At 37.7% G+C, this 21,890-nt stretch carries 23 protein-coding genes and 3 pseudogenes; 13 read left to right on the top strand and 13 right to left on the bottom strand.

What is annotated here, in order from left to right; all coding sequences use genetic code 11:
* Nucleotides 1-104 precede the first annotated feature (104 nt).
* Entirely contained in the window at nucleotides 105-398 is a 294-nt protein-coding gene (locus HMPREF1654_RS05325) for a DUF3270 family protein (protein ID WP_003072351.1), read from the top strand.
* 86 nt (nucleotides 399-484) lie between these two features.
* Here HMPREF1654_RS05325 and HMPREF1654_RS05320 read toward each other — a convergent pair whose 3' ends face one another.
* From HMPREF1654_RS05320 to HMPREF1654_RS05285, 8 genes are all read right to left on the bottom strand, one after another.
* Nucleotides 485-952, bottom strand: coding sequence for a YtxH domain-containing protein (locus tag HMPREF1654_RS05320; RefSeq protein ID WP_003076497.1), 468 nt, complete (start codon nucleotides 950-952; stop codon nucleotides 485-487).
* Between the two features lie 15 nt (nucleotides 953-967).
* Nucleotides 968-1,351 carry a DUF948 domain-containing protein gene (locus tag HMPREF1654_RS05315; protein WP_003077050.1) on the bottom strand — a complete coding sequence of 128 codons (384 nt, stop codon included), beginning with the start codon at nucleotides 1,349-1,351 and terminating at the stop codon, nucleotides 968-970.
* A gap of 17 nt (nucleotides 1,352-1,368) precedes the next feature.
* Nucleotides 1,369-2,142 carry a prolipoprotein diacylglyceryl transferase gene (gene lgt / locus HMPREF1654_RS05310; RefSeq protein WP_003076307.1) on the bottom strand — a complete coding sequence of 258 codons (774 nt, stop codon included), beginning with the start codon at nucleotides 2,140-2,142 and terminating at the stop codon, nucleotides 1,369-1,371.
* The gene (gene hprK, locus HMPREF1654_RS05305) at nucleotides 2,135-3,067 is read right to left on the bottom strand and encodes an HPr(Ser) kinase/phosphatase (RefSeq protein ID WP_003076443.1); all 933 of its coding nucleotides are present in this window, start codon (nucleotides 3,065-3,067) and stop codon (nucleotides 2,135-2,137) included. Before hprK ends, lgt begins: the two co-directional genes overlap by 8 nt.
* 110 nt (nucleotides 3,068-3,177) lie before the next feature.
* Nucleotides 3,178-3,699 (bottom strand): NUDIX hydrolase, encoded by a 522-nt coding sequence (locus HMPREF1654_RS05300; RefSeq protein WP_016670396.1) that lies wholly within the window; start codon nucleotides 3,697-3,699, stop codon nucleotides 3,178-3,180.
* Between the two features lie 49 nt (nucleotides 3,700-3,748).
* Complete coding sequence (locus tag HMPREF1654_RS05295) at nucleotides 3,749-4,021, bottom strand: PspC domain-containing protein (RefSeq protein ID WP_003072339.1); 273 nt, start codon at nucleotides 4,019-4,021, stop codon at nucleotides 3,749-3,751.
* A 94-nt stretch (nucleotides 4,022-4,115) separates the two neighbouring features.
* Nucleotides 4,116-4,559 (bottom strand): SprT family protein, encoded by a 444-nt coding sequence (locus HMPREF1654_RS05290; RefSeq protein ID WP_003076869.1) that lies wholly within the window; start codon nucleotides 4,557-4,559, stop codon nucleotides 4,116-4,118.
* On the bottom strand, nucleotides 4,546-6,675 hold the full coding sequence (locus HMPREF1654_RS05285; protein WP_003076319.1) for a Tex family protein: 2,130 nt from the start codon (nucleotides 6,673-6,675) through the stop codon (nucleotides 4,546-4,548). The genes HMPREF1654_RS05290 and HMPREF1654_RS05285 overlap by 14 nt, the downstream gene beginning before the upstream one ends.
* 119 nt (nucleotides 6,676-6,794) lie before the next feature.
* Between HMPREF1654_RS05285 and HMPREF1654_RS10035 the strand changes: the two genes are divergently transcribed.
* The 7 genes and pseudogenes from HMPREF1654_RS10035 to HMPREF1654_RS05260 all read left to right on the top strand — a co-directional run bounded on the left by HMPREF1654_RS10035 (nucleotide 6,795) and on the right by HMPREF1654_RS05260 (nucleotide 12,931).
* Nucleotides 6,795-6,935: an SPJ_0845 family protein gene (locus HMPREF1654_RS10035; protein WP_003072333.1), complete on the top strand. Its 141-nt coding sequence runs from the start codon at nucleotides 6,795-6,797 to the stop codon at nucleotides 6,933-6,935.
* Nucleotides 6,932-7,837 (top strand): permease, encoded by a 906-nt coding sequence (locus HMPREF1654_RS05280; protein ID WP_003076483.1) that lies wholly within the window; start codon nucleotides 6,932-6,934, stop codon nucleotides 7,835-7,837. Before HMPREF1654_RS10035 ends, HMPREF1654_RS05280 begins: the two co-directional genes overlap by 4 nt.
* A complete protein-coding gene (locus HMPREF1654_RS05275; RefSeq protein WP_003076581.1) occupies nucleotides 7,834-8,649 on the top strand; it encodes a TIGR03943 family putative permease subunit in 816 nt (271 codons plus the stop codon). The genes HMPREF1654_RS05280 and HMPREF1654_RS05275 overlap by 4 nt, the downstream gene beginning before the upstream one ends.
* A gap of 114 nt (nucleotides 8,650-8,763) precedes the next feature.
* On the top strand, nucleotides 8,764-10,128 hold the full coding sequence (locus HMPREF1654_RS05270) for an MFS transporter (protein ID WP_003076353.1): 1,365 nt from the start codon (nucleotides 8,764-8,766) through the stop codon (nucleotides 10,126-10,128).
* Nucleotides 10,129-10,175: 47 nt separating this feature from the next.
* Nucleotides 10,176-11,663, top strand: a complete 1,488-nt coding sequence (zwf, locus tag HMPREF1654_RS05265) for a glucose-6-phosphate dehydrogenase (RefSeq protein WP_003077058.1) — start codon at nucleotides 10,176-10,178, stop codon at nucleotides 11,661-11,663.
* A 97-nt stretch (nucleotides 11,664-11,760) separates the two neighbouring features.
* A pseudogene (locus HMPREF1654_RS10230) lies at nucleotides 11,761-11,996 on the top strand (hypothetical protein); the annotation flags it as partial.
* A 242-nt stretch (nucleotides 11,997-12,238) separates the two neighbouring features.
* Nucleotides 12,239-12,931, top strand: a complete 693-nt coding sequence (locus tag HMPREF1654_RS05260; protein ID WP_003069464.1) for a YoaK family protein — start codon at nucleotides 12,239-12,241, stop codon at nucleotides 12,929-12,931.
* 83 nt (nucleotides 12,932-13,014) lie between these two features.
* On the opposite strand, the gene HMPREF1654_RS05255 is transcribed toward HMPREF1654_RS05260, so the two are convergent.
* The 3 genes and pseudogenes from HMPREF1654_RS05255 to HMPREF1654_RS05245 form a co-directional block, all read right to left on the bottom strand.
* On the bottom strand, nucleotides 13,015-13,668 hold the full coding sequence (locus HMPREF1654_RS05255) for a DNA alkylation repair protein (RefSeq protein WP_037589465.1): 654 nt from the start codon (nucleotides 13,666-13,668) through the stop codon (nucleotides 13,015-13,017).
* Between the two features lies 1 nt (nucleotide 13,669).
* A pseudogene (locus tag HMPREF1654_RS10030) lies at nucleotides 13,670-14,214 on the bottom strand (N-acetyltransferase family protein).
* A 99-nt stretch (nucleotides 14,215-14,313) separates the two neighbouring features.
* On the bottom strand, nucleotides 14,314-15,984 hold the full coding sequence (locus HMPREF1654_RS05245) for a formate--tetrahydrofolate ligase (RefSeq protein WP_003076743.1): 1,671 nt from the start codon (nucleotides 15,982-15,984) through the stop codon (nucleotides 14,314-14,316).
* A 136-nt stretch (nucleotides 15,985-16,120) separates the two neighbouring features.
* Between HMPREF1654_RS05245 and HMPREF1654_RS05240 the strand changes: the two genes are divergently transcribed.
* From HMPREF1654_RS05240 to HMPREF1654_RS05220, 5 genes are all read left to right on the top strand, one after another.
* Entirely contained in the window at nucleotides 16,121-16,813 is a 693-nt protein-coding gene (locus tag HMPREF1654_RS05240) for a phosphopantothenate--cysteine ligase (RefSeq protein ID WP_003076872.1), read from the top strand.
* Nucleotides 16,810-17,361, top strand: a complete 552-nt coding sequence (gene coaC, locus HMPREF1654_RS05235; protein WP_003077042.1) for a phosphopantothenoylcysteine decarboxylase — start codon at nucleotides 16,810-16,812, stop codon at nucleotides 17,359-17,361. The genes HMPREF1654_RS05240 and coaC overlap by 4 nt, the downstream gene beginning before the upstream one ends.
* Nucleotides 17,345-17,908 (top strand): ECF transporter S component, encoded by a 564-nt coding sequence (locus HMPREF1654_RS05230; RefSeq protein WP_003072313.1) that lies wholly within the window; start codon nucleotides 17,345-17,347, stop codon nucleotides 17,906-17,908. Before coaC ends, HMPREF1654_RS05230 begins: the two co-directional genes overlap by 17 nt.
* A 178-nt stretch (nucleotides 17,909-18,086) precedes the next feature.
* Complete coding sequence (locus HMPREF1654_RS05225; protein ID WP_003076781.1) at nucleotides 18,087-19,805, top strand: phospho-sugar mutase; 1,719 nt, start codon at nucleotides 18,087-18,089, stop codon at nucleotides 19,803-19,805.
* Between the two features lie 324 nt (nucleotides 19,806-20,129).
* Nucleotides 20,130-20,477 (top strand): DUF6568 family protein, encoded by a 348-nt coding sequence (locus HMPREF1654_RS05220; protein WP_003076922.1) that lies wholly within the window; start codon nucleotides 20,130-20,132, stop codon nucleotides 20,475-20,477.
* A gap of 49 nt (nucleotides 20,478-20,526) precedes the next feature.
* Here the strand turns inward: HMPREF1654_RS05220 and HMPREF1654_RS10375 are convergent.
* Both HMPREF1654_RS10375 and mutY read right to left on the bottom strand, forming a co-directional pair.
* A pseudogene (locus HMPREF1654_RS10375) lies at nucleotides 20,527-20,595 on the bottom strand (IS3 family transposase); the annotation flags it as partial.
* Between the two features lie 56 nt (nucleotides 20,596-20,651).
* On the bottom strand, nucleotides 20,652-21,827 hold the full coding sequence (mutY, locus tag HMPREF1654_RS05215; protein WP_003076860.1) for an A/G-specific adenine glycosylase: 1,176 nt from the start codon (nucleotides 21,825-21,827) through the stop codon (nucleotides 20,652-20,654).
* Between the last annotated feature and the right edge of the window lie 63 nt (nucleotides 21,828-21,890).

Here is a 21,890-nt window from a genome sequence, read left to right as displayed (position 1 = left end):
ATTTTTTAATTTGAAAAGCATTTTTATTCTTTTTGTAACCGTTATGTAATATTTATCTAATTAAAATCATGGTAAAATAAGAGAGTACTGTAAGGAGAGAGAACATGACCGCAAGAAAATATCAGTCTTACCAAGAAGACTACACTTATTTAGAATTAGAAGAAGAACGCTATCCCCTTTATCAAGATTATATCCCTGAAGCAAAAACAAATCCAAATCTGAAAGAATTGCTATTTTTTGTCAATATTGCTACGTTTTGTATCTTGACAGTTTTATTTAGTTTTTTATTCCTATCCGTTAAATTAAATACATTCTTTGCTTTTACATTAGCAATTTCTCTTAGCTTGATTTGCGTCAAAGGGCAACAAGCGTTTATTCGTCGCAAAATAAATAAATAGTTTTGAGATAAAGCACCCACTTTTTCAGAGGTGCTATTTTTGTTGTGATGCAATTGATCAGTTAAACAGATAAAAAAATCGAGGTGTTAATCCTCAATTTTTTTATCTTCATTTTCTGATTCTTGTTTTTTTGTCAAATCAATAACAATGTCCTCAGAAGTCGTCTCTTTTTCTGCTGATTCTGGGGCAGACTTTTTTAAATCTTCTGGGGAAATCTCCTCCGTCTCCATTTTTTCTTTCCATTCCTTAAATTTTTCCTGTGAAAAGTCAACTACTTGTTTCGTTGCCTCTTTAACAGAGTCAAGAACTGTTTCACCTGTAATTTCTCCACTCTCGACCTTTTCTTTAGCTTGATTGACTGCTTCTACAGCCTGATTAGAGAAATGATTTGCTTTTTGCACTACCTGATCTTTAAAATCGTCTGGATTTTCTTTAACTTCATTCATGAAATCTGAAACCTTAGCCGTCACTTCTTTTCCTTTTTTACTGGTGAGAAATACTGCTGCAGCCGCACCAGAGATTGTTCCTAAAAGGATAGATGAAAATTTACCCATAATAATCCTTCTTTCTTATTTTTTAAATAATTTAGTAATCATACGCAAAGCCGATAAAGTTGCACCAGCTTTCACTCCATTTTTACCTGCTGTAGCGACTTTTTTACTCAAATGCCGAGCAGAATCATTTAAATCTGAAACTGACTCTGACAAATCTGCAACTGCAGTGAAAAGTGGATCAATTGTTGTCATTTTCCCGTTAATATCATCTGCTAAAACATTCACTTTGGTTAACAATTCATTTGTCTGATAGAGTGTCACATTGACATCCGTTGTCAATACCTGAATTGTTTTTTCTGTTTCATCAACGACAGTTGAGATTTTCCTGACTAAGAAAATCGTGTAAACAATCAAAGTAATCAAAGCAAGGGCCACTAAACTATAAGCAATTTCAAGCATTTTTTTCTCCTAACTTTTTAATAATAAGGGGTATCTACTTTTTTTCTTTGGTAAATGATAAGAATAATTCCTGCGACCACTAGAACAGCAGACAACCATTGTGATACACGCAAGCCCGCAAACATGAGACTATCTGTTCGCATGCCTTCAATCACCATGCGACCTATTCCATACCAAATAAGATAAAATCCAGTCATTTCTCCACGTTTGAGGAAGTTTTTCTTTCTTCTCGCAACCATCACTAAAGCAAATCCTAACAAATTCCAAACCGACTCATAAAAGAAAGTTGGTTGCCGATAATGTCCGTCAATATACATTTGGTTGCGAATAAAACTTGGCAAGTAATCCAAACGTTTAACAATCGCTCCGTAAGCCTCTTGGTTGAAGAAATTGCCCCAACGCCCAAGACTTTGAGCAATCATTACACCTGGAACAGCAATATCTAAAAAGTCTAGTGTGTTAATGAATTTTCGTTGGGAGAAGAAATATAAGACAATCGCTCCAGTAATTAAACCACCATAAATAGCAATTCCCCCGTGCCAAATAGCAAAAATCTCAGCAGGATTTTTAGCATAATAGTTCCAGTCAAAAATGACATAGTAAATGCGAGCCCCAACGATCGACAGAGGAAATGCAACAAGAATAAAATCAAGAATGTCATCTGGAATAATCTTTTTCCTTGGTGCTTCTTTCATAGCTAGATAGACAGCTAAAATCAAGCCTGTCACAATACAAATCGCATACCAACGAATACTAAAAGGCCCTATCTTAAATGCAATTGGATTAATCATGAGCCACCTCATTTTTACTAATAAGATTGGTTAAGCGTTCCTCAAAAGTCTTCGTTGCATCAAAGCCCATTTCTTTTGCGCGGTAATTCATAGCTGCCGCTTCAATTACTACTGAAATATTTCGACCGGTTTTCACAGGAATCCGGATTCTTGGAATCGCTACACCTGATACTTCAAACTCCTCACCATTGTTCCCCAAACGATCAAATGTTTTATTGACATCATAATTTTCCAGATAAACAGCCAACTGAACCTGTGATGAATCTTTTACAGCACTTGCTCCGTAAAGGCTCATAACATCAATAATCCCGACGCCACGAATCTCAAGTAAATGGCGCAAAATTTCAGCTGGCTCACCCCAGAGAGTCATTTCATCTTTGGCATAGATGTCTACTCGATCATCAGCCACCAGACGATGACCGCGTTTGACCAATTCCAAGCCAGTTTCACTTTTTCCAATTCCGCTATCACCTTGTATCAAAACGCCCATGCCATAAATATCCATTAGAACGCCATGAATACTGGTTCGTTCAGCCAAACGTGAATCTAGATAGCTAGAAATTTCACCTGACAAACGACTTGTCGGTGTATGACTGCTGAGAACAACAATTTTGTTTTCCTTCGCAGCCTTCAACATCTCATCAGGTACTTTCAGATCACGCGCCACAATCATAACAGTGTCTCGTTCAAACATTTTCCGTAAAACTTGATAGCGATTGTGAGAGGTCATCTTCATCAAGTAAGACCATTCTTTCATTCCCATTAGCTGGATACGTTCTGGTGTGTAATAGTCAAAATAGCCTGTCATTTCAAGTCCAGGACGAGAAATATCAGATGTTGTAATCTCTTTTTCCAACATTTTCTCATCACCATAAACCACATTTAATCTGACTTTATTTAATAGATCTTTGATCCTTACAGCCATATTTTTCCCCTTTGATAATTTCTTTATCTATTATAGCAAATTTTCAGACTAAAAGAGAGTTTCATCTTTGATTTTGCAAAGAAAATGGATTCAAACATCTGTAGTCCCCATCAGTCCTCTGACTGAATCATTTGTTCTACAATTTGTTTTTGATTTTGAAATACAGGATATCGCTCCATAAAATATCGAAGATCACTAGACTTCAACCAGACGTGACCATCCGTTTCACTCTCTTGATACCTCACCGTTTTCTCTGCCACGATGGCCTCATAAAAATCAAAATGACAGCGATCATTAGATGACGTCACTTGGTCAATCAGTTGTAGTTCTATAGGAATTAGACCAGTTTCTTCCCGCAATTCACGATAGGCTGCGGTCATGCTATCTTCACCAGCCAGCACACTTCCTCCTGCACCAAACTCATAATAATTAGGATGAATCTCTTTTTTAGGACTGCGGTGCATCAGGAGAAATTCCCCATCTATATGACGAACAAAGACATTGACACAAAGATGGTACTTCCCTTCTGGAATCTCTTCTCCTCTGAGCAATTTATATCCAACTTTTTCCCGATACTCATCATAAGCATCCCAATATTCCATCTCTTCTCCTTCAAAAATAAGAGAGTCCATTGCATGAACTCCTTTTTGCATCTATAAACAAGCTCTTATTCTATTATAATCACCAAAACCAACCATCTTCTTCTTTGATAGCTTCTGCTTCTTTGCGCTTACGAGGTCCTGTTCCATACATTTCTTCTTCCACATCTTCCTTGTAAGGCATCACAGCTGCTAAGATGATATAGATGATAATCCCTAAGCCAAAGTTAAAGATAGTAAATAAAACGAATAAAAAGCGAACGAGACCAACATCCAAACCAAATTTGTCAGACAAACCAGCTAAGACTCCTGATATAGCGCTATTTCGGCGTAATTTATAGAATTGTGTTTTCATAATCATTCAGCCTCTTTCATTGATACTAGAATTAGTGTAGCATATTTTAACCATCATGCCATCCGTCCTTAGGCGGATTTCTTATTATCAATGTTTAAAACTGCTGCTGTCTGATAAATTTCAGCTTGCCTTGACACTTTCCACAGCAATACCGTTTTGGATTGATTTGTTTTTTTCTGGAATAGAACATATGACATTGTTGACATTGATAAATCAAGACCGTAGAACGATAATCAAAACCCGGTGCATAACGAAGCCCATCAACCTTTTTCAACAAGTTTTTAAAATCCTGATCCCTATGGCGATAGCCCTTCTTTTCAAAGTAAAGATGATAATGACACAGCTCATGTCGAACAATTTTTCGGAAAGTCTCTAAACCAAACCGTTCATAGATTTTGAAGTTAAAATCAAGATGACCATCTTTTTGAAAAAAGCGTCCGCCTGTTGATCGAAGGCGTGTGTTCCAAACAGCCTCATGACGAAATTCCTTGCCAAAATCTTCTGAAGAAACTTGTCTAACATAGTTAGTTAGATTCATGTGGCGACACCAAGGAAAGATTGACCTTTTCTCTTTCTATATCCAATTTATCTACCCAGACTGTCACCAAGTCACCGACAGAGACAATTTGACTCGGATGTTTGACATAGTTGTTGCTGAGCTTCGAAATATGAATCAAGCCATCTTCATGAATACCAATATCCACAAAAGCTCCAAAATCAACAACATTGCGAACAACACCTTCTAATTTTTGCCCAATTTGTAAGTCCTTTATATCTAGAACATCTTGACGAAGAACTGGTGCATCAAACGAATCACGTAAATCTCGACCTGGCTTGAGTAAGTCTGCAATGATGTCTTTAAGTGTTGCTTCCCCTATTCCCAAGTCGTTAACTACCTTGGCTACATCCAATGACTGTAATTTTTCCTGACCATCTTGATTCAAGTCTTTAACTGCTAGCATTTGGAATAATTTCTCAACAGCTGGATAACTCTCTGGGTGAACACCTGTATTGTCTAAAATATTGTCACTTTCGGGAATCCGTAAGAAACCTGCTGCCTGTTCAAATGCTTTAGCACCCAAGCGAGGCACTTTTTTAATATCTTCACGCGAATGAATCATACCTTCTTCTTCACGATATTTGACAATATTTTCAGAAATCGTTTTGTTCAATCCTGCTACATGAGAGAGAAGAGAGGGACTTGCAGTATTGATATTAACGCCAACCTGATTGACAACGGTATCTACAACAAAATCCAAGCTTTCAGATAATTTCTTCTGACTAACATCATGCTGGTATTGCCCAACACCGATTGATTTCGGATCAATTTTAACCAACTCTGCAAGCGGATCCTGCAAACGCCGAGCAATCGAGATAGCCGAACGTTTCTCAACGGTCAAATCAGGAAATTCATGCCGCGCCAATTCGCTAGCTGAATAAACAGATGCACCGCTTTCATTTACAATGACATAGCTGACATTGGGATGAGTTTTCAGCACTTCAGCAACAAACGCTTCACTTTCTCGACTAGCTGTTCCATTTCCAATAGCGATAATTTCAACGCCAAATTGTTCAATCAAGTCTGACAGTTCTTGCTTAGAAGCTTCAATTTGTGCTGCTTTTGCTGGCGGAACAGGATAGATAACCTGAGTTGTCAGCATTTTTCCAGTTGCATCTACGACTGCTAGCTTAGCTCCTGTCCGGAAAGCTGGGTCAAAACCGAGTACTACGCGCCCTTTGAGTGGCGCAATTAAGAGCAGATGACGAAGATTGTCTGAAAATAGCTGAATAGCACCATCTTCCGCTGTTTCAGTTAATTCTGTTCGAATTCGACGTTCCATAGCTGGAATGATTTTCTTTTTCACTGCTTGTTGGATTGCTTCATGAATGTAGTTATTTTTAATCTTAAACCGCAACTCAAAAAAGCGAATGATTTTTTCTACATTATGTTCAAAGCCAACTTTAAGAACACCTAGCTTTTCACCCCGATTTAAAGCTAAAGTCCGATAACCTTGCATATCCGCAATTTTTTCAGAAAAATCATAATAAATTTGAAATACTTGCTTTTCGTCCAAATTTGCATCTTTCAAAGTTGAAACAATGCTTGAATTTTTCAGTATTTCATGATAGGTCCATGCACGCAGTTGGACATCTTCTGAAATGGCTTCCACCAAAATATCTACAGCTCCAGATAGAGCCGCTTCTGCCGTTGGAAATGCTTCACTAGTTAAACCAATGGCTTCTTCTTGTAGATTGCTAACATTTTGCAATATAAGCCGTGCCAAGGGAAAAAGTCCTGCTGCACGCGCAATCGTAGCCTTTGTCCGACGTTTTTCTTTGTAAGGAAGATAAAGTTCTTCCACATCAGTCAACTTTTCAGCTGCTTCAATAGCTGCACGTAATTTATCCGTCAGCTTTCCTTGCTCCTCGATCTTAGCTAACACTGTTTCTTTACGTTCTTTGAGATTTGTCAGGCTTTTATCCAAATCAAGAATTGCTTTGATCTCTACCTCATCCAAATTCCCCGTCATTTCTTTCCGATAACGAGCGATAAAGGGAATTGTATTGCCTTCAGCTGTCAATTCAAGAACTTTTTCAACTTGTTTTTGACTAACATTTAAACTTTGTGCGATTTCAATAATATTTGTTTCCATAAAAAGTATTATACCATATTCCAAACTTTATTACATAGGGGAAAATAATTCACACAACTTTATTTCACCATAATCTTCAAAATGATAGTATAATAGTAAAAAAGAAAAAGGAGGCTACTATGGCTATTAAATTTACACGTTCAGATGATTTAGATAAAATGTTTGAAGAATTTGCAACGTTACCTAAAATCGAAAAAATAGAATTTCCTGATGAAAAAGAAAAAAAGATTAAAAAAGAACAAAAGGCTAAAAAGTCATGAACTTTTTCCATCAACTGCCGCCTAATGTGCTGCAAGCCGGTGCGATTTTCCTCTCCATTATTATTGAAGCACTGCCTTTTGTGCTGATTGGGAGCATTATTTCAGGTTTTATAGAGGTTTATATCACACCAGACAAAGTTTATCGCTATCTACCTAAAAATAAATGGGGGCGGATTTTCTTTGGTACTTTTATAGGATTTATTTTCCCTTCCTGCGAATGTGGAATTGTCCCCATTATCAATCGCTTTTTGGAAAAGAAAGTGCCAAGTTATACAGCCGTACCTTTTATGGTGACGGCGCCAGTTATCAATCCTATCGTTCTCTTTGCAACTTACTCTGCTTTTGGAAATTCCTTTAAAATGGCGTTACTCAGAGCTTTTGGATCTGTTGTTGTAGCAATTGTTCTAGGAATCTTCTTTGGCTTTCTCAATACTGCAAATATTCAAAAAGAAAATCGAATCATTCCGCATGAACATGATTTTTCTCATTTAAGTCAAAGCCAGAAAGTATTCCAAGTATTTGTGCAATCTATTGACGAATTTTTCGATACTGGTCGCTATTTAGTTTTTGGCTGTCTCTTTGCCAGTATCGTTCAAGTCTATGTTCCTACACGCATTCTGACTTCCATTAGTGCAACACCACTTATGGCTATTCTATTATTGATGGTGCTTGCATTTCTTCTCTCACTTTGTAGCGAAGCTGATGCCTTTATCGGAAGCTCACTCATTTCTAGTTTTGGATTAGCACCAGTTCTAGCTTTCCTCGTCATTGGACCAATGTTAGATGTAAAAAATATTCTCATGATGAAAAATTATCTCAAAGGACGATTCATCTGGCAATTTATTGGAATTGTTAGTTTAGTCGTTGTTCTTTATTCTTGGCTTGTGGGGGTAGTGCTATGATTCGTTTTCTAATTTTAGCTGGTTATTTTGAAATTACCATGTATTTGCAACTTTCTGGCAAACTCAACCAATACATCAATATGCATTTCTCTTATTTGGCATATATTTCAATGGTGCTTTCTTTTATGTTAGCCATTGTTCAGCTCATCGTTTGGATGAAAAAAATGAAAGTACACAGCCATCTGACGAGTCGTTCGGCAAAATTTGCTAGTATTGCTTTTCTCATCGTACCATTGCTGGTTGCTCTCTTCTTTCCAACAGTCAGTTTAGACTCTACGACCGTTTCTGCTAAAGGTTACCATTTCCCATTAGCTGACGGCAGTTCAAAAAACATTCAAGCTGATGAAGGCACTACCAATCAGTACCTAAAACCTGATACCAGCACTTATTTCACTAAAAGTGCTTATGAGAAAGAAATGCGAGCAGCCGCCAAAAAATATCTGAAAAAAGATACCATCTCTGTTACGAATGAAAATTACATGGAGGTCATGGAAGTTCTTTATGATTATCCAGATGAATTTGCTGGAAAACGACTAGAATTTACCGGTTTTGTTTATAATGATCCAAGTGATGCTAAAAGTCAATTTTTGTTCCGCTTTGGTATTATTCACTGTATCGCCGATTCGGGGGTTTATGGACTTCTTACAACTGGAAATACTGAACATTTTGAAAACAATACCTGGATAAGAGCAAGTGGGAAAATTACGATTCGCTACCATAAACAACTAGGACAAAGCTTGCCAATACTTGAAGTAGATAGTTTCAAAAAAGTTGAGAAACCTAGCAATCCTTATGTCTATCGTGTCTTTTAATCCATATTGAATAAACAAAAGAAGACCTGAGAACTATTTCTCTAGGTCTCCTATTATGCTCTTTTCTGAGCAATTATGATAAAGTCAGAAAGATTTTTATTTTTAGGAGTTATTATGTCACATCACAACCAAGTCGTTTCAAGAAAAACGTTGCTATCGATTTTTGCCACTACTCTAATTACTTTTGCTGGAATTCTTTCGGAAACTAGTATGAATGTCACTTTCCCGCATCTTATGAAAGTGTTTCATACAGATCTTGGAACATTGCAGTGGATTACGACAGGTTACCTGCTCGCTGTCTCCATTACAATTACACTAGGAGCCACACTAGCGCACAACTGGTCTGAACGTAGAATTCTCTTTACCAGCCTAGCTATTTTTACAGTAGGAAACGGTGTAGCGATGCTTGCGCCAAATTTCGCCCTACTCATGCTAGGCCGCATTTTGCAAGGTTCAGCAACTGGAATTGCCACGCCACTTATGTTTAATCTTATCGTAGAACGTATTCCGCGCAATCAAATCGGGTTTTACATGGGACTGTCTGGACTCGTTATAAGCCTAGCTCCTGCGATTGGTCCCACTTATAGCGGCTTTATGATTAGTTTGTTTGATTGGCATATGATTTACACATTCATCATGCCGATTCCGATCATCTCCTTCATTTTAGGATTTTTCTTTTTAGAAAATACTCCCAATAGAAAGAAACGCCCTTTTGAATGGATTTCTTTCTTACTCCTTGCCCTCTCGCTTACTTTTTCTATTATGGCCATTTCTAGCTTAGAAAAAGGTAGTTTTAATTGGAGCTTCGTCATCATCTTTTTATTATCACTTCTACTTTTCATTTGGAGAAGTTTAACAGTGGAACATCCTTTTTTAGATATTCGTATTTTGAAAAATCCAGCTATTTTACTTGGAATCATTCCGTTTTTCCTCTATCAATTTTCCAATTTATCAGCAAATTTTCTAATTCCTAATTTCTTGGTTTTAGTAAAACACCAAGCAACTTCTGCATCTGGTTTTGCGTTACTTCCTGGAATAATGTTAGGAGCTTTCTCAGCACCTTTCTTAGGCAAATTATATGATAACAAAGGACCCAAATTTTCCTTATATGGTGGCAATATTCTCTTTTTCTTAGCTATCTTCGTTTTTGCATCCTTTACAAAAGCCCTAACATTGCCATTTATCATTCTACTCTATATTTTCTTCACGATCGGGCGCAATATGGCGTTCAACAACACAATGGCATTATCTGTTTCACAAATTAGTCGCGAAAAATCACCCGATGCTACAGCACTTTTTCAAATGGCGCAAACATTTGCCGGTGCTTTAGGAACAGCTACTGCTGCTGTCATCGTCAATCAGTCTCCTGATACCACAACAGGTGTGCACCTTGTTTTTCTTCTTCTATCTGTCCTTGTTATCCTTATTTTTTATCTTTTTTACTCTTTATTTCGAGCTATCAAAAATCAGAAATTTTAATCAATTTGTGGTAAAATAAATAAAATATTAGAAAATGGGTATTCAAAATGTCTTCAAAATTGATTATTACAATTTTTGGTGCTAGTGGAGATTTAGCAAAAAGAAAACTCTATCCTTCTCTTTTTAGATTGTATAAATCTGGCAATCTGTCTAAGCATTTTGCTGTTATCGGTACGGCTCGCAGACCTTGGAGTAAGGAATATTTTGAATCTGTTGTAGTAGAGTCGATAACAGACCTAGCAGATAGCCCTGAGCAAGCGCAAGACTTTGCTAGCCATTTCTACTACCAAAGTCACGATGTACAAGATACCGAACATTATATTGAATTAAGAAAACTACAAAATCGTCTCAATGACCACTATCACGCAGAACACAATAAATTGTTCTTTTTATCTATGGCGCCTCAGTTTTTTGGAACAATTGCCAAGCACCTCAAATCTGAACAAATTGTTGATGGAAAAGGATTTGAACGCTTAATTGTAGAAAAACCCTTCGGTACAGATCTTGCCTCTGCTAGCAGGTTGAATGATGATTTGCTGGCAACATTTGACGAAGACCAGATTTTCCGTATTGACCATTACCTCGGAAAAGAAATGATTCAAAGTATTTTTGCCATTCGCTTTGCCAACCTTCTTTTCGAAAATATCTGGAATCGTGATTATATTGACAATATCCAGATTACCTTTGCAGAAAAGTTAGGCGTGGAGGAGCGCGGTGGCTATTACGATCATTCAGGCGCTCTACGTGATATGGTACAAAATCACACACTCCAGCTCCTGTCCTTACTTGCTATGGACAAACCAAAAGCATTCACCAAAGATGACATTCGAGCTGAGAAGATTAAGGTTTTCAAGAACTTACATAAGCCTACTGATAATGATCTGAAAAGACTCTTTATTCGCGGTCAATATACTTCTGGCAAAGTTGATGGAAAAAAATATATTTCCTATCGCAGCGAACCAAATGTTAATCCAGAATCTACTACAGAAACTTTTGCTTCTGGTGCGTTTTTTGTAGATAGTGAGCGTTTCCGTGGGGTTCCATTTTTCTTTCGTACTGGAAAGCGTCTTACTGCTAAAGGAACTCATGTCAACATTGTTTTTAAGCAAGTGGAATCCATTTTTGGCTCCTCGCTCCAACCAAATGTGTTGACCATCTACATTCAGCCAACTGAAGGTTTTTCTCTTAGCATGAACGGCAAAGAAGTAGGTGAGCAGTTTAGCTTAGCCCCGCTAACACTTGATTATCGTACAGATGCGACCGCTTCTGGTGCATCACCAGAGCCTTACGAGAAACTCATATACGATGTGTTAAACAATGACTCAACGAACTTCAGCCATTGGGATGAAGTGCGTTCTAGCTGGGAATTGATTGATCGCATTGAAGCCTTGTGGGCAAACAATGAAGTTCCTCTTCATCATTATAAATCAGGTACTATGGGGCCTGCAGCTAGCTTTGAACTTCTGCACCACTTCGAAGCCAATTGGAATTGGCGACCAGACGAAGCCTATCGCAAAGAAGGGCGACTGGAATAAAGTAAATATATATAATCGATTTGCAACTCATTCATTTGCCAGTCTTTTCCTAGCTCTATAATTTCTGTAGTGGGTAGATCCCATACAAAAGTTATAGAGCTTTTTGGCCTACAAAAGTTACATCACTAACGTCCTTGAATCTATTCAAATGTCAAGTTGACGGTTATTAATAAACTCATCAAGGATATTAAACGACAAGCTCTTAGTTTCCGAATTTTCCAGAATCACAAAATGAAAATTATCATTGCATTACCATATCAAAAGAGAATACTGGCCTCATTCTCTTTGTGCCTCAATAGAAGTCATCTACTACAAACAAAAAATCCCCACTAAAAGTGGGGACTAAAGGCACTTTCGTGTGATGAGCAGGTTCACACAACTCATCAAGGTCCGCTCCTGCGTATATGACCTCCCATGCTCAATATGTGGCTTGCGCCACCTATCGACTCACCGCATGAACCAATCTTACTATACTTATCAAATTATGTCAAGAAAAACTATTACATTCTCAACTCCTTCCACATTTGAAATTAACATTTTAAAAGAGTAAAATAATTTTAGGAGGATAAAAAGTTATGGATACAACAAAACAGCCTGTCCTTATGCCTCAGGATACGAGAATAATGGCTCTCTTACTTGGTGCTGTAGGTGGCTGCCTTGATGTTTTCTCGCATATGCAATTTAGTACGCTAATCGCAACCCAAACAGGGAATATTCTTTTAATTGTAGCCGACTGGGATGGTCCAACCGTAAAGACGGCTTATCGCATTCTTTCACTTGTCTTCTTTACTTTTGGTTTTATCCTTGGTATTCTACTTAAAGAACAGGCTCAAAGTTCACATTGGCGTACTTGGGGAATCTTACCGTTAACTCTCATCACTTTCCTCTTTCCGTTCTTTCACTCTCATTATTTTATCTGGGTGATATTATTTGCAACCTCTACAGGAATGGTCATGTTAACTTATACAGGCTCAAAAGTCGAGTCTCACCCCTACATGATTATGATGACCTCAGGAAATTATCGGAAAATGGTCACTGCTTGGTACGAGTATATTCGTTTTAAAGAGCGTAGACATATTATTCAAAGACAGGCTGTTAATTACTCTATGATTGTTGCCAGTTTCATCGGAGGAGCTATTTTCACTGGAGTTCTCACACGCTTCATTCATCAATATGCTATCTGGACAGTCACTGCTATTTTAACCATTATTATCGTCCATTATACTAGATATAATCGTATCCATCATTTAGAACAAAAGAATATTTAACATTACGCAACGCTCTAAACGTAATTTAAGGCGTTTTACTATTATCAAAAGCACTCATCAATAAATCGAGACTTTATATACCTTTACAAATACTTACTTCCTTCCCTGATACTGAGAGATGTCAGACCCTCTTTATGCATTTGGATAAAATCTCGCACCCAATCAGGGTTAGTCTTTGAATAATCACGTAGCGCCCAACCAATGGCTTTGTTGATAAAAAATTCCGTCTGATCTAGATTGTTGAGAAGGATTTGCTCCAGCAACAGAACATCCGTTTGCTCTTTTTGAAGTAATTGGTGTTCGATAGCCAATCGGCGTAACCAAATGTCCTCATCCGTACTCCAATCCAATACTATTTTCTTTGTCTCAGGATAGTGTAAACAAATATAACCTACCAAATGGCTCAAAAAGTCAATCGTATCCCACCAAGGTTTTGTTTGTGCTAATTCCTTTACCTTTGTTAAATCGTTTGAGGCTAAAGATGTTTGTTTTAGTTGTAAATAATCCAGCACCACATATTGCATTTCACGATAGGGATTCTCCCAAGCCCGATTGATAAAATCCCAATCTATCGTAGAGTTGTGATTTTTCTTAAAAACTATTTTAGAAATTTTCCTCCTAATAGGTGTCTTTACTCCTAAAAATTCAAACTGATTTTTCATATACGCCTTCATGTGAACTGCATCATCACTGTTAGCTACTTCTTTTAATTCTTGAAAAATGTTTTCTACATTCAAACTACCGTTCATTTTCAACACCCACATTTTTGACTAATTTAATTAATTTTTCTGGTTTATCCAAACTCTTCTGTAACCACGTTGTTATCGTGCCATTTTCCCAAATTTGTAACCAATTTTGGGAAAATGATCCACTTGCTGGTAACCACGTTTTTTATGGAAAGAAATACTGGCATCATTCAGCAGGGCAATACAAGCTAGAAAATGGACAATGCCTTACTATTCAATAAGCAGTTCCAATTCATCATAGAAGGAGAGCTACCACCCCACGACCACGACTCTCACTAGCTACATAAACTGACAATTCAGCCGCCCAATTGTAGGCCTCTCGATCATCATAAGTCGAAACATATGCATAGCCTACTATAATCCTTCCTCTTCTACTACTAGATCAAAATAGTTTCCCAATGTCTTTTCAATGCGATTGATAAATTCTTCGGTGCTGGGAAGCTGGCATTCAAATGTCATAGCAGTATTTTCTACATAAGGAGCGTCGAGCGCTACAAGGGCTGCAACATCAGATTTATGAGCTAATCTAATATTCATCCTAACGAATCTTTCCTTCCAACCTTTTTGTTTAAGCTTATACAACTATACATAGTTTACCAAATTCAAAAATAAAAGGCTCTTGCGAACCTTGTTATTTTAAAACAGTCCAATAGCAGTTCCATCTGCTGCTACATCCATATTGAGAGCTGCAGGGCGTTTTGGCAAACCTGGCATCGTCATAACATCACCAGTCAGGGCGACAATAAAACCTGCGCCCATTTTTGGAACGACTTCACGAATGGTGATCACAAAATTTTCCGGCGCTCCAAGCAGGGCTGGATTATCTGAAAAACTGTACTGGGTCTTGGCCATACAAATTGGCAGCCTATCCCAGCCGTTCTTGACAATTTGAGAAATTTGAGTTTTTGCTTTCTTTTCAAAATTAACTTTTGTTCCACGATAGATTTCCTTGACAATTTTCTCGATTTTTTCTTCAACTGTCAAATTATTATCATAGAGTCGAGTATACTTGGCGGGTCTCGTTTCAATCGTTTTGACCACAACTTCCGCAAGAGCCAATCCACCGTCAGCACCATCTGCCCAGACACTAGCCAATTCCACAGGTACATCAATTTGAGCACAAAGTGCTTTCAGCTCAGCAATTTCAGCTTTTGTATCGGAAACAAACTCATTGATTGCTACGACAGCTGGAATGCCAAATTTACGGATATTTTCCACATGCCGTTTAAGATTGGCAAAGCCAGCCCGCACTGCTTCCACATTTTCTTCGGTCAAAACTTCTTTCGCGACACCACCGTTCATTTTCAGGGCCCTGAGAGTCGCAACAATAACCACAACATCCGGAGAGGTCGGAAGATTTGGTGTTTTGATGTCTAAGAATTTCTCAGCCCCTAAATCCGCACCAAAGCCAGCTTCAGTTACTGTGTAGTCTGCCAGATGCAGGGCTGTTGTCGTTGCCAGAACGGAATTACAGCCATGTGCAATATTAGCAAATGGTCCTCCATGAACAAAAGCAGGCGTTCCATAGATAGTCTGAACCAAATTCGGCTTAATAGCATCTTTCAAGATAAGAGCAAGAGCTCCTTCTACTTCTAAATCTCGGACATAAACAGGCGTTCGATCATAACGGTATCCAATAACGATATTAGCTAAACGTTCTTTCAAATCCTCAATGCTTGTCGCTAAGCAGAGAATAGCCATGATTTCAGATGCAACAGTAATATCAAAACCATCTTCCCGTGGAATTCCATTAACCGGGCTACCCAAGCCAACTGTCACATGTCGCAAAGCACGATCATTCAAGTCTACCACACGTTTCCAAATGATACGCCGTTGGTCAATTCCTAAATCATTTCCTTGATGAAGATGATTGTCAATCAGAGCAGAAAGAGCATTGTTAGCAGTGGTTATCGCATGCATATCTCCTGTGAAATGCAGGTTAATATCCTCCATTGGTAGAACCTGTGCATAACCACCACCAGCAGCTCCACCTTTAATTCCCATAACTGGCCCAAGAGACGGTTCTCGAATCGCAATCATGGTTTTCTTTCCGATTTTGTTAAGAGCATCTGCTAAACCAATGGTAATTGTTGATTTTCCTTCTCCAGCAGGTGTCGGATTAATCGCTGTTACCAAAATCAGCTTACCAACTGGGTTCTTTTTTAATTCCTGAATCTTGTCAAAAGATAATTTAGCCTTATACTTGCCGTAGAGTTCCAAATCGTCATAATCAATTCCAACTTTATCTACCACACTAGCAATTGGCTGTAAGTCAACACTTTGAGCAATTTCTATATCCGTTTTCATTTGGAATCCTCCAGTTTTTATAGTATTATTATATCAAAAATAAAGAAAACAAACATTTTCAACGGTTAAATTTTTAAAAACGTTCGGAAAACATTTTTTTATTTACGAATTAACTTTTTTTGTGTAAAATTTAGTCATGAAACTATTGATTACTTCTGGCGGAACGAGCGAAAAAATCGATCAAGTTCGCTCTATTACGAATCATTCCACAGGAAAACTCGGTGCACTGATTGCGGACAGTTTTTTAGAACAAGGTGATCAGGTTACTTTAATCACTACACGGAACGCTATCAAACCTGCTGCTCATCCGAATTTAACAATTCAAATTATTGAGAATGTGCAAGAACTATTTGAAATGATGAAACCTCTAGTCAAAACTCACGACGTTTTGATTCACTCAATGGCCGTTTCTGACTACACGCCGATTTATATGACAGGTTTTGAGCAAATCACTACATCTCAAGATTTAACAGAATTTTTAAATAAGACCAATAAACAAAGCAAGATTTCATCAAAGGATAATTACCAAGTGCTCTTTCTTAAACAAACGCCGAAAATTATCAGTCAAGTAAAAAAATGGAATCCCAATATCCGCCTGATTGGTTTTAAACTCTTAGTTGATGTTTCTAAGGAAGAATTACTGACTGTTGCTCGTGCCAGTCTTACTAAAAATCAAGCTGAAATCATTGTGGCAAATGACTTGTCTGATATCTCCGATAATCAACATCATGCTTACCTAGTCAAAATAAATTCTGTTATAAAAGTCGATACTAAAGAAGAAATTGCTCAACAACTCGTAACACACACTCACACAAAGGACAATCTATGAAACATATTACATTAGCTGTCACAGGAAGTATTGCTGCATATAAAGCTGCCGATTTGACCAACCAATTCACAAAAAACAATCTAGATGTAACTGTTCTGATGTCTTCAGCAGCTATAAATTTCATTCCCCCATTGACATTGCAGGTATTGTCGAAACATATCGTGCATACGGATGTCATGGACGAACTTGCTCCAAACAAAGTCAATCATATTGAAATTGCTAAGCAAACAGATCTTTTCTTAGTTGCACCTGCAACAGCTAATACAATCGCAAAATTAGCAAATGGTTTTGCAGACAATATGATAACAAGCACTGCTCTTGCTTTGCCTACAACAGTCAAAAAAGTACTGGCCCCTGCTATGAACACAAAAATGTATGAAAATCCAATCACTCAAGACAATCTATCTAAATTAGAGAAATATGGCTGGCACATCATTCGGCCTAGAGAAACTATATTAGCTTGCGGTGATAAAGGAATTGGTGCTCTCGCTTCTGTAGAAACAATTATGGAAAAAGTAAAGGAAATCATTTATGAAGAAACAATCTAATATTGCTCAAATTGCTATCTTTTTTGCTATTATGTTAGTCATTCATCTATTGAGTTCGGTGATTTTTAACTTATTTCCTGTCCCGATTAAACCAACGATTGTTCATATTCCAGTTATTATTGCCAGTATCCTTTATGGACCAAAAGTTGGGGCACTTTTAGGCGCTTTAATGGGAGTCATTAGTCTAATCACTAATACAATTGTACTCTTGCCAACAAGCTATCTATTTAGCCCATTTGTCCCTAATGGAAATATCTATTCTCTTATCATTGCTCTTATACCGAGAATTTTAATCGGGATCACACCCTATTTTGTTTATAGATATCTAAAAAATAAGACTGGGCTTATTTTAGCTGGAGCAATTGGTTCGTTGACAAATACTATTTTTGTTTTAGGAGGTATCTTCCTACTATTCTCAAATGTTTATAACGGAAATATTCAATTGCTACTTGCTTCTGTCATCTCTACCAATTCCATTGCTGAAATGATTATTTCTGCTATTCTGACAGTTGCCATCATTCCAGCTCTTGAAAAAGTTAGAAAATAATCACGTGAAAACGTGATTTTTTTATGAAAAAATGCTATAATGAAAACGGTTAATCAATGCAGAAAGCTGAAAAGAAAGAGAAAAAGAATTTATCTATGACTTCACTAAACAAACAATGGTATTTTCTATTTTCGCTAATTTTTCATAAGCTTCCATACTTTTAAAAGGAGATTTCACAATGACCTACCAAGAGAATTTCAAAAAATGGTTTGATTTTGCAAAACTTCCAGACTACCTTCGTAAAGAATTGGATTCGATGGACGAAAAGACAAAAGAAGATGCTTTTTATACAAATCTTGAATTTGGTACCGCTGGTATGCGTGGCTTGATTGGTGCAGGTACAAATCGTATCAATATTTATGTCGTTCGTCAGGCAACTGAAGGTTTAGCACGTTTGATTGATGAAAAAGGTGAGGATTTCAAAAAACGCGGTGTCGCTATTGCTTATGACTCTCGCCATTTCTCACCAGAGTTTGCCTTTGAATCCGCTGCGGTTTTAGCAAAACATGGCATTAAATCTTATGTATTTGAAAGTCTCCGTCCGACACCAGAATTATCATTTGCAGTTCGTCACTTAAAAGCTTTTGCTGGTATCATGATTACTGCAAGCCACAATCCTGCGCCATTTAATGGTTATAAAGTTTATGGCGAAGACGGTGGTCAAATGCCACCTCATGACGCTGATGCTCTAACAGCTTATATTCGTGCCATTGAAAATCCATTTACTATTGAAGTAGCTGATGTTGAATCCGAAAAAGCTTCCGGTTTGATTGAAGTTATTGGTGAAACTATTGATGCTGAATATCTCAAGGAAGTTAAAGACGTCAACATCAACCAACAATTGATTAAAGAATACGGCAAAGACATGAAAATCGTCTATACTCCGCTTCACGGTACAGGCGAAATGTTAGCACGTCGAGCATTTGCCCAAGCTGGTTTTGATTCTGTTCAGGTTGTTGAAGCTCAATGTGTGCCAGATCCAGACTTTTCTACTGTCAAATCACCAAACCCAGAAAACCAAGCTGCTTTCTCTCTCGCTGAAGAATTAGGTCGTAAAGTTGGTGCAGACGTCCTTGTTGCAACTGACCCAGACGCTGACCGTGTTGGTGTTGAAGTTCTTCAGAAAGATGGTAGCTATCGCAATCTTTCGGGAAACCAAATTGGTGCAATTATGGCTAAGTACATCTTGGAAGCTCACAAGACAGCTGGAACACTCCCTGCAAATGCAGCACTTTGCAAATCTATTGTGTCTACCGATCTTGTAGCCAAGATTGCTGAAAGCTACGGCGCAACCATGTTCAATGTCTTAACTGGTTTCAAATTTATTGCTGAAAAGATCCAAGAATTTGAAGAAAAACACAATCACACTTATATGATGGGCTTTGAAGAAAGCTTTGGTTACCTAATTAAGCCATTTGTACGTGACAAAGATGCTATTCAAGCCGTATTAGTTGTTGCCGAATTAGCAGCCTACTACCGTTCACGCGGCTTGACCCTTGCAGACGGAATCGAAGAAATCTACCAAGAATATGGTTATTATGCTGAAAAGACGATTTCAGTTACTTTGTCTGGTGTTGATGGCGCTGAACAAATCAAAGCGATCATGAACAAGTTCCGTGCCAATGCACCAAAAGAATTCAACGCTACTGCTATTGCAGTTACAGAGGATTTCAAAGCTCAGACTGCCACTACTACTGATGGAACAGTCACTGCCCTTACAACACCCCCTAGCGATGTATTAAAATACACGCTTACTGATGGTTCATGGATTGCAGTCCGTCCTTCAGGAACTGAGCCAAAAATCAAATTCTATATTGCCGTTGTTGGGAAGTCCAGCCAAGACGCTCAAGCAAAAATTGATGCAATTGAAGCAGAGATCACTAACTTTGTAAAATAAGTAGAAAAGCGGAATCGTTTTGCTTCGAAATTTCAGTTCTACAAACTTCAAAGTCGGAGTCTGAAACATAATGTCTCAGACTCCGACTTTTTTTTATCACAAAAAATAATATACTAAAACAGTGTTTTTAGCGTGGGGATAGAACTTGGTAATAGAGCTTAAATATCATCCGCATAGAAGTAAGATGAGGAACTTAATATTTTTAATTTTAGGCTCTTAACCTCACGCCTTCTCAATAGTCTAGTTTCCGTTTTCATTTCAAATCTCTGCATTATTTTCATATTTATGGCATACTAGAATGAACAAATGAAATGAGGAAACTTTATGGAACAATTTACACAAGACATTAAAAACTTAGAAGTTACAACTGTTAGTCGTGCTCGAAAAGCTATTGCAAACAAGGAAACAGCTACATTTTTCATTGGCCGAAAAACATGTCCTTACTGTCGGAAATTCGCAACTACACTGGCTAAGGTCGTTACTGAAACTCAGGCACATATTTTCTTTATTAATAGTGAAGAACCTAATAATCTAGAAGAACTCCTAGCTTTCCGTTCCGAATATAAAATCCCAACTGTACCAGGATTTTTACATACAGAAAATGGTCATGTGATTGTTCGATGTGACTCTTCTATGACGGCTGATGAAATCAAGAAATTTGCTAATTTATAAAAAAGCGGAGACACTCAAGTGTACTGACCTCTAAAAGTTAGGCTCTTATTTAAACCAAGGATTTAGTTCTGTATTGCACAGAGCTAAGTCCTTTTAATTTAATGCGTTTATTGTAGTGATATCGTTTTTAATAGCTTTTCTAGCTCATCCAGTGAACGAATACATATTCTAAAATTATTTTTTATTTCCTTTGTTTATTGCTTTTTGGAAAGTTTGCCACATCTTTTGCTGAGGTTTAGCAAATGGATAATCGGAAAAGTTATCCGAATGTAGCCATAACACTTGCCCTTTTTGGGGGTCTTTTGCTACATTGACTACCCGACCATAGAATAAACGAATCTGCCATTTACGATGGCTGAAAACATGCTGAATTTGTGGGAAGTGTACTGACTGCCAATCCACTACTACATCATAATCCTGTTCAAAGCTTTCTTTGGGAGATAAGTCAAATGAAACTCGATTTTCAGCTATTTCAAAAAGCGATAACTGTTCATCATCAGGAAATTCACCTACTTCAATTAAAGGAAAATGCCAAAATCCGGCCAAAAGGCCGCTAGTCTCATTTTTTTCCAAAAGAAACCGTCCTTGAGCATCTTGGATAATCAAACCATATAAATAAACTGGAACTGGTTTTTTCTTAGGAGCTTTGATAGGGTACTTCTCCATGGTTCCATGTAAGAAAGCAGCACTAAATTCCTTTACAGGGCTATCTTCTGGTCGGGGATTCACCGGAGCTTCAATATCTGAACCTAAATCCATCAGGGCTTGGTTAAAATCTCCTGGCCTTTCGGGATCAATCAACATTTCCATCATAGTTTGAAAAACTTTCCGATTGGCTGGAATACCGATGTCTAAATTCACCTCAAACAAACGACTCAAAACTCGCATCACATTTCCATCAACAGCTGGCTCTGGCAATCCAAAAGCAATACTAGCGATAGCGCCTGCTGTATAAGGACCAATCCCTTTAAGACTGAAAATTCCTTCGTAAGTGTGAGGAAACTCACCCTCAAACTCTGCCACAATCTGCTGAGCCGCCTCTTGCATATTGCGCACTCGTGAATAATACCCTAGTCCCTCCCATGCTTTTAATAAGCGTTCTTCTGGTGCGATTGCCAAATCTTTGACCGTCGGAAACCAATCCAAAAAGCGCTCATAGTAAGGAATGACCGTGTCTACCCGTGTTTGCTGAAGCATAATTTCTGAAATCCAGATATGATAAGGATTATTACTTCTCCGCCAAGGCAAATCACGTTTATTTTCATCATACCACGTTAGTAACTTTTGGCGAAAGGATGTAATTTTTTCATCCTCCCACATTTCAATTCCGTATTTCTTCAAATCTAACATGAATTTAGTATATCATAAAATAAAACAAGAACCCAGAAAGTGAACTCTGGATTCTTTGTCATT

Source organism: Streptococcus intermedius SK54 = ATCC 27335, assembly GCF_000413475.1.
GTDB classification, from domain to species: domain Bacteria; phylum Bacillota; class Bacilli; order Lactobacillales; family Streptococcaceae; genus Streptococcus; species Streptococcus intermedius.
Note: the sequence above shows the minus strand (reverse complement) of the source record. Positions and strands in the feature narration are given on the sequence as shown.

Excerpts from the sequence above, each read along its gene's own strand:
- HMPREF1654_RS05325 (WP_003072351.1), top strand. The coding sequence starts at position 105 with ATGACCGCAAGAAAATATCAGTCTTACCAAGAAGACTACACTTATTTA.
- HMPREF1654_RS05320 (WP_003076497.1), bottom strand. The coding sequence starts at position 952 with ATGGGTAAATTTTCATCTATCCTTTTAGGAACAATCTCTGGTGCGGCT.
- HMPREF1654_RS05315 (WP_003077050.1), bottom strand. The coding sequence starts at position 1,351 with ATGCTTGAAATTGCTTATAGTTTAGTGGCCCTTGCTTTGATTACTTTG.
- lgt (WP_003076307.1), bottom strand. The coding sequence starts at position 2,142 with ATGATTAATCCAATTGCATTTAAGATAGGGCCTTTTAGTATTCGTTGG.
- hprK (WP_003076443.1), bottom strand. The coding sequence starts at position 3,067 with ATGGCTGTAAGGATCAAAGATCTATTAAATAAAGTCAGATTAAATGTG.
- HMPREF1654_RS05300 (WP_016670396.1), bottom strand. The coding sequence starts at position 3,699 with ATGGACTCTCTTATTTTTGAAGGAGAAGAGATGGAATATTGGGATGCT.
- HMPREF1654_RS05295 (WP_003072339.1), bottom strand. The coding sequence starts at position 4,021 with ATGAAAACACAATTCTATAAATTACGCCGAAATAGCGCTATATCAGGA.
- HMPREF1654_RS05290 (WP_003076869.1), bottom strand. The coding sequence starts at position 4,559 with ATGAATCTAACTAACTATGTTAGACAAGTTTCTTCAGAAGATTTTGGC.
- HMPREF1654_RS05285 (WP_003076319.1), bottom strand. The coding sequence starts at position 6,675 with ATGGAAACAAATATTATTGAAATCGCACAAAGTTTAAATGTTAGTCAA.
- HMPREF1654_RS10035 (WP_003072333.1), top strand. The coding sequence starts at position 6,795 with ATGGCTATTAAATTTACACGTTCAGATGATTTAGATAAAATGTTTGAA.
- HMPREF1654_RS05280 (WP_003076483.1), top strand. The coding sequence starts at position 6,932 with ATGAACTTTTTCCATCAACTGCCGCCTAATGTGCTGCAAGCCGGTGCG.
- HMPREF1654_RS05275 (WP_003076581.1), top strand. The coding sequence starts at position 7,834 with ATGATTCGTTTTCTAATTTTAGCTGGTTATTTTGAAATTACCATGTAT.
- HMPREF1654_RS05270 (WP_003076353.1), top strand. The coding sequence starts at position 8,764 with ATGTCACATCACAACCAAGTCGTTTCAAGAAAAACGTTGCTATCGATT.
- zwf (WP_003077058.1), top strand. The coding sequence starts at position 10,176 with ATGTCTTCAAAATTGATTATTACAATTTTTGGTGCTAGTGGAGATTTA.
- HMPREF1654_RS05260 (WP_003069464.1), top strand. The coding sequence starts at position 12,239 with ATGGATACAACAAAACAGCCTGTCCTTATGCCTCAGGATACGAGAATA.
- HMPREF1654_RS05245 (WP_003076743.1), bottom strand. The coding sequence starts at position 15,984 with ATGAAAACGGATATAGAAATTGCTCAAAGTGTTGACTTACAGCCAATT.
- HMPREF1654_RS05240 (WP_003076872.1), top strand. The coding sequence starts at position 16,121 with ATGAAACTATTGATTACTTCTGGCGGAACGAGCGAAAAAATCGATCAA.
- coaC (WP_003077042.1), top strand. The coding sequence starts at position 16,810 with ATGAAACATATTACATTAGCTGTCACAGGAAGTATTGCTGCATATAAA.
- HMPREF1654_RS05230 (WP_003072313.1), top strand. The coding sequence starts at position 17,345 with ATGAAGAAACAATCTAATATTGCTCAAATTGCTATCTTTTTTGCTATT.
- HMPREF1654_RS05225 (WP_003076781.1), top strand. The coding sequence starts at position 18,087 with ATGACCTACCAAGAGAATTTCAAAAAATGGTTTGATTTTGCAAAACTT.
- HMPREF1654_RS05220 (WP_003076922.1), top strand. The coding sequence starts at position 20,130 with ATGGAACAATTTACACAAGACATTAAAAACTTAGAAGTTACAACTGTT.
- mutY (WP_003076860.1), bottom strand. The coding sequence starts at position 21,827 with ATGTTAGATTTGAAGAAATACGGAATTGAAATGTGGGAGGATGAAAAA.